The sequence below is a fragment of the Streptomyces sp. NRRL F-5755 genome, from assembly GCF_001279365.1.
Taxonomy (GTDB): Bacteria; Actinomycetota; Actinomycetes; order Streptomycetales; family Streptomycetaceae; genus Streptomyces; species Streptomyces rimosus.
Map to the genome: position 1 here is coordinate 1 of NZ_LGCW01000098.1, position 5,843 is coordinate 5,843.

The following is a 5,843-nucleotide window of genomic DNA, read 5'->3' on the forward strand; positions in this document are numbered from 1 at the left end:
ACCCCCACCTACAACGCGTCCGGCCCCCGCTCCCCCGTGCGCACGCGGACCGCCTCCTCGACGGGGACGCTCCATACCTTTCCGTCGCCGATCTTGCCGGTGCGGGCCGCCTTGACCACGATGTCCATCAGCTCCGCGGCGTCCGCGTCGTCCACCAGCACCTCGATGCGGACCTTCGGCACCAGGTCGACGGTGTACTCCGCGCCCCGGTACACCTCCGTGTGGCCGCGCTGCCGGCCGTATCCGCTGGCCTCGGTGACGGTCAGGCCGTGGACGCCGAACGACTGCAGGGCCTCCTTCACCTCGTCGAGCCGGTACGGCTTGATCACTGCCGTGATGAGCTTCACGCGTCCACCCTCTTTTCCTTGCCGGAAGCCGTCGTCTCTCCGGAGGCCGGTGCCTTACCGGAAGCCGCGGCCGTGTCCTGGCGCTTCGACCGGGCCGGGTCGTCGCCGCGGGACGGGGCGCCGCCCGAGGCCGCCCCCGCTCCCGGGCGCGCCACCGCGCCACCGCCCGTACCGCCGAAGTCGTACGCCGTCTCCGCGTGCGCGGCCTGGTCGACGCCCGCGACCTCCTCGTCCTCGGAGACCCGGAAGCCCATCACCCAGTCGATGATCTTGGCCAGGACGAAGGAGGCGACCAGGGAGTACAACAGGACGCAGACGACACCCACGGCCTGCTTGCCCAGCTGTTCCAGACCGCCGCCGTAGAAGAGGCCCTTGGCGTCGCTCTGCACGCCGCCGGTCGCGAACAGGCCGATGAGCAGGGAGCCGACGATGCCGCCGACGAGGTGGACGCCCACCACGTCGAGGGAGTCGTCGTACCCGAAGCGGTACTTCAGCCCGACCGCCATCGCGCACAGCACACCGGCGATCACGCCGACCGCGATGGCGCCGAGCGGGCTGACCGCGCCGCACGCCGGAGTGATCGCGACCAGTCCGGCCACCGCACCGGACGCCGCGCCCAGGGTGGTGAAGGAGCCGTGCCGCAGCTTCTCGTACCCGAGCCAGCCGAGCATCGCGGCGGCCGTGGCGACCTGGGTGTTGACGAAGGCGACCGCGCCCACCCCGTCGTCGTTGTTGAGCCAGGAGCCCGCGTTGAAGCCGAACCAGCCGAACCACAGGAGGCCGGCGCCGAGCATCACCAGCGGCAGGCTGTGCGGTCGCATCGGGTCCTTCTTGAAACCGATGCGCTTGCCGACCACGAAGATCACGCCGAGCGCCGCGGCGCCCGCGTTGATGTGGACGGCCGTGCCGCCGGCGAAGTCGATGACGCCCAGGTCGAAGAGCCAGCCGCCCTCGGCCCACACCCAGTGCGCGACGGGGAAGTAGACGACGGTGGCCCACAGGGCGATGAACAGCGCCCAGGCGGTGAACTTCACCCGGTCCGCGAGGGCGCCGCTGATCAGCGCGGGCGTGATCACCGCGAACATCAGCTGGAAGACCGCGAAGACATAGACCGGGATGGTGGTGGTGCCCCACAGTTCGGTCAGGCCGATGCCGCCGAGCCCGGCGAAATCGCCGCTCCAGCCGAGGAAGCCGCCGTTGTCCTGGCCGAAGGCCAGCCCGAAGCCGTAGAGGACCCACAGGACGGTGACGATGCCCAGGCTGATGAAGCTCATCATCAGCATGTTCAGGACGCTCTTGACCCGGACCATGCCGCCGTAGAAGAAGGCGAGCGCGGGGGTCATGAGCATCACCAGTGCGGTGCAGATCAGCATGAATCCGGTGTTGGCCGGACTCAGGGTGGCCTTGTCTGCTGCGAGCGTCATGATGCCTGGGGGCATCGGCGCCTCCTGTCGTCGATGCGGCCCGTGCGGGTGGGGTTCGGGTGGGCCGACTTTCGCCACGAGGCTTTCGCAGCACCGTTTCGGCCAATGACCCGCCGGTGTTTCTCCCCGGTGACGAAGCCTGCGTCAGTGTTACGCCCCGGTGAACAGCGAGATCGGCCCGCCACGCCCGGCGCCCCTCAGCAACCAGCCGAAACGACCACGCCGGGCACCCGTCCCCGGCCACCCCGACCGGACCGTGCCCGTACCGGTACGCCGGTACGCCGGTACGCCGGTACGCCGAGATGCCGAGATGCCGAGATGCCGAGATGCCGAGATGCCGAGATGCCGACCGGACCGTACCCGTACACCAAGACACCGAGCCCCAGACCGGACCGCGCCCCTACCCGTCCGTCGAAGCCCCACCCGCCCCACCCACACAGCCGACCGCGGCCATCACCCATGTGACCTGGCGTGGGGGAGCCGAGTCGAGCTGTACGGGGTGACGGGCCGCGGCCGGGGTCTGTGGCGTGCGTTCGATGTGGATGCGGTCAGACGGCCTCCGCGCCGGTCTCCGGCAGTTGCTCGGCCAGCTCCTCGCTGAGCTGGATCACCTCGGAGACGTTCTCGAAGGTGCGCGCGGCGGTGTCCACGGTCTTGCGCAGCCGGGTGTTGACCCGCTCCGAGCGGACCTTCTTCGCCAGGGGTATGGCCTGCTGCGCCAGGACCGCGCACTGTTCCGGCTCCTTCTGGAGCAGGTGCACGGTCGCCATCCCGATCAGGTTGAGGGCGTACGAACGCTGATGCTCCGCGTCCTTGGCGAAGAGCTCCACCGCCCGCTGCATCACCGGATTGGCGAGGGAGGCGTACGTCGGGCTGCGCCCGGCGACGTAGGCGAGGTCACGGTAGGAGTGGGCGTTCTCCGCGTTCAGCTCGGCCTCCGAGAAGAAGCGGATCCAGTCCGGCTCGGGCTCGCCGGGCGCCACGTCGGAGTAGGTGTCCTCGGCCATCCGCACGGCCCGCTTGACCTTGCCCGGCTGGCCCATGCTCGCGTACGCCCGGGCCTCCATCGCATACAACATCGCCTGGGTGCGGGGCGTAGCCGATTCGCGGCTGCCGTACTGCGCGAGGTGGATGAGCTCCAGGGCGTCGTCGGGGCGGTCGAGGTGGATCATCTGGCGGCTCATGCTGGAGAGGATGTACGAGCCCAGCGGGCGGTCGCCGGCTTCCTTGGAGGCGTGCAGCGCGAGCACGAAGTACTTCTGGGCCGTGGGCTGCAGTCCGATGTCGTAGCTCATCCAGCCGGCCAGTTCGGCCAGTTCGGCGGCGACCTTGAACAGCCGCTTGGAGACCTCTTCGCTCTGCGGTTCCTGGAGCAGGTCGGTGACCTCGTGGAGCTGGCCGACGACCGCCTTGCGGCGCAGGCCGCCGCCGCACTGGGCGTCCCACTGGCGGAACATCACGGTCGTCGACTCCAGCAGATCCAGTTCTGGTTTCGACAGCCGGTTGGAGCGCCGGGAGCGCTCCTGCGCGGCCTGCTGGGCGGCGGCCGCCTGGCCCGGGGAGACCGGCACCAGCCAGCGCTGCATCGGCTCGATGAGGGCGGGCCCGGCGGCCAGCGCCAGGGAGGTGCCCAGGAAGCCGCGCCGCGCCAGCATCAGGTCGCTGCGGGAGAACTCGCTGATCAGGGAGACCGTCTGCGGGCCTGCCCAGGGCAGGTCGACGCCGGACACGGAAGGGGACTGGTGCGCCGAGCGCAGTCCGAGGTCCTCGATGCCGACCACGCAGCCGAACCGCTCCGAGAACAGCTCGGAGAGGATGCGCGGGATCGGCTCGCGGGGCTGCTCGCCGTCCAGCCAGCGCCGTACGCGCGAAGTGTCGGTGCTGATGTGGTGTGCGCCCATCTGGCGTGCGCGCCGGTTGACCTGTCGTGCCAGCTCGCCCTTCGACCAGCCGCTGCGCACGAACCATGAGCCCAACGGTTCGTTGGGGCGCTTGTCAGCGCCGGTGCCGCCACTGCCGCCCACTGGAACGCCCCCATTCCGATTGCTGCCTTGCTTCACTGCGTCGCGCCATCGCTTCGCATCGCCGCTCTTCGTTGCTTCCGGTTTTCGTGAACTGGTGTGCTGTTTACGGTGCTGCCGCCCCGGCGCCGCGCTGCGCCGGTGCGGTGTGGCTGCCGCGGTCGCCGCCCCGAGCGGTGCGGTACGGAATGTGCCGCGCCGTCGGTGCCCCGGCCGCACCGTGGCCGCTGCGGCCTTCTTCCGCCGCCGCGCCCGCCGTTGTGGTGCCGTTTCCGGTGCCGGTACTGCTTGGTCCGGCTGCCGCTGTTCGTTCTGGTCGTCCTGCCGGTGTTGTGCCTTCGTCTTCTTCTGTCCGTACTGAACGGGTGGCGCTTCTTCCGCTTACCGGCCCCGCCTGGTCCGCGTCTCTTCCGCCGGGTCTCCTTCTCGCGCCGGCCGCTTCTTCGGCCCGTTCCTTGCTTCGCTGCCCGGTATTCGTTCTCCGCCCGGCCCTGGTTCCCTGTGCGGCGCCGGTTCGCTGCTCCGTCCTGCTTCTCCTGCTCGACCTGCTCTTCCTGTGCGCGTCCTGCGCTTCTCGTGCTCGTGCCGCGCTTCTTCCGCTTGTCCTACGGATCGCGCCGGTACGTTCGTTTCCGTTTGTGCTGCCTCTGTTGTGGTGCCGCGCGCTGCCCGTATGTCCGGGGCCGCTCGCCCTGCCGTCGCTTGTCCTGGCGTCCGCTGTTCTCGTCGCTGCTCTTCGTGACACTTCGCCGGTCGTCACTCCGCCGCCGTACGTGGCACTGTGCGCGTGGCCCACCGGGCCGCCGCACCGCTCCGCACGGCCATATTGCGGCTGTGCGTCGCGGTCGTGTCCCGTGAATCTCCCACAGGATGCCGTCCGTTGCGGCGACCGGTACGGGGTGGATCTACCCGAACACGGAATCCGGCCAACCCGATTCGGAAGGGTTCACCCGCCGGTGCGTTGCCCCCGGCATAACCACGCCCTCGGCGCTTCACCCCAGGTCGTGCACTGAAAGTAATCCTACGATCACGCCCGCGGCGAGGGCGGTCCGCTAAACGCCACCATTCGCCACCCCTTTGAATGAACTCCCCGACCGGTCCTCGCGATTGACTTGACACAGGTCGAGAGGGGACGGACGGAAAGGAGCACGCGGAGGCGCGCGTCGCGCGTCGCACCACCCGCCGCACCACACTGCACCACGACCCCGCACCCCTCCTGACCGAGTGTCACGATCGCGCTCCGGCACGTAACCACTGGCAGACACCACCCGTTGGAGGAGGCATGGGCTTCACGATCGGCGGCATCCGCGACATTCGGTCCGGTTCACGGCGTCGCGCCCGCTCGACCGAGAGCACGGCGGTGGCGGAGTACACGGGGCTGTGGGGCTGGGACGTGGTGCCCGGCGCCCGTGCGGCCCGCGCCGGCAGCGGGCGCACGGTCTGCTCGTGCGGCGCGGACGACTGCCCCTCCCCCGGCGACCACCCGCTGCCCTTCGCGGACGGTCTGAAGGCCGGCGCGACGCTCGAAGAGGCCGCCGCCGCATGGGCCAGGACGCCCGGCGCGGCCGTACTGCTCCCGGTGGGCCGGACGTTCGACGTGCTCGAAGTGCCGGAGGCGGCGGGGCGCAGCGCGCTCGTACGGCTGGAGCGGATGGGTCTGCCGCTCGGTCCGGTGGCCGCCACGCCGACGGGGCGCGCGCTGTTCTTCGTGGCGCCCGGCGCCGCCACCGGTCTGCCCGGACTGCTCTACCGGATGGGCTGGGACGACGCCGCCCTCGACCTGTGCTCGCGCGGCCCCGGCGACCACGTCACCGCGCCGCCGTCCGACCTCGGCGGGCTCGGCCCGATGCGGTGGCTGCGCCCGCCCACCCTGGACACGGCCGGGCAGCCGCCGCAGGCCCGGCTGCTGCTGGGCACGCTCGCGTACGTGTGCCACCGGTCGGCCGCGTAACCGACCGCGTAACGGACGGCGCCGGGACCCCTACCGGGACCCCGCCCGGGCCCCAGCCGCGAATCCGCGCCCCCCGGACCACGTACCTGCCCCCCGCCCC

4 protein-coding genes are annotated in these 5,843 nt (G+C 70.8%); 1 reads left to right on the forward strand and 3 read right to left on the reverse strand.

Features of this window, described 5'->3' with window-relative positions:
• Nucleotides 1–8: 8 nt before the first annotated feature.
• From ADK86_RS12430 to ADK86_RS12440, 3 genes are all read right to left on the reverse strand, one after another.
• Nucleotides 9–347: a P-II family nitrogen regulator gene (locus ADK86_RS12430; RefSeq protein ID WP_030604213.1), complete on the reverse strand. Its 339-nt coding sequence runs from the start codon at nucleotides 345–347 to the stop codon at nucleotides 9–11.
• Nucleotides 344–1,786, reverse strand: a complete 1,443-nt coding sequence (locus ADK86_RS12435) for an ammonium transporter (RefSeq protein WP_053696642.1) — start codon at nucleotides 1,784–1,786, stop codon at nucleotides 344–346. The genes ADK86_RS12430 and ADK86_RS12435 overlap by 4 nt, the downstream gene beginning before the upstream one ends.
• Nucleotides 1,787–2,319: 533 nt before the next feature.
• Nucleotides 2,320–3,795 (reverse strand): hypothetical protein, encoded by a 1,476-nt coding sequence (locus tag ADK86_RS12440; RefSeq protein WP_030604218.1) that lies wholly within the window; start codon nucleotides 3,793–3,795, stop codon nucleotides 2,320–2,322.
• Nucleotides 3,796–5,074: 1,279 nt separating this feature from the next.
• On the opposite strand from ADK86_RS12440, the gene ADK86_RS12445 reads away from it, so the two are divergent.
• Nucleotides 5,075–5,743 carry a bifunctional DNA primase/polymerase gene (locus tag ADK86_RS12445; protein ID WP_030376458.1) on the forward strand — a complete coding sequence of 223 codons (669 nt, stop codon included), beginning with the start codon at nucleotides 5,075–5,077 and terminating at the stop codon, nucleotides 5,741–5,743.
• Nucleotides 5,744–5,843 lie beyond the last annotated feature (100 nt).

What these genes read in the sequence shown, in the direction of transcription:
- ADK86_RS12435 (WP_053696642.1), bottom strand. Translation starts at nt 1,786, where the DNA reads ATGCCCCCAGGCATCATGACGCTCGCAGCAGACAAGGCCACCCTGAGT.
- ADK86_RS12445 (WP_030376458.1), top strand. Translation starts at nt 5,075, where the DNA reads ATGGGCTTCACGATCGGCGGCATCCGCGACATTCGGTCCGGTTCACGG.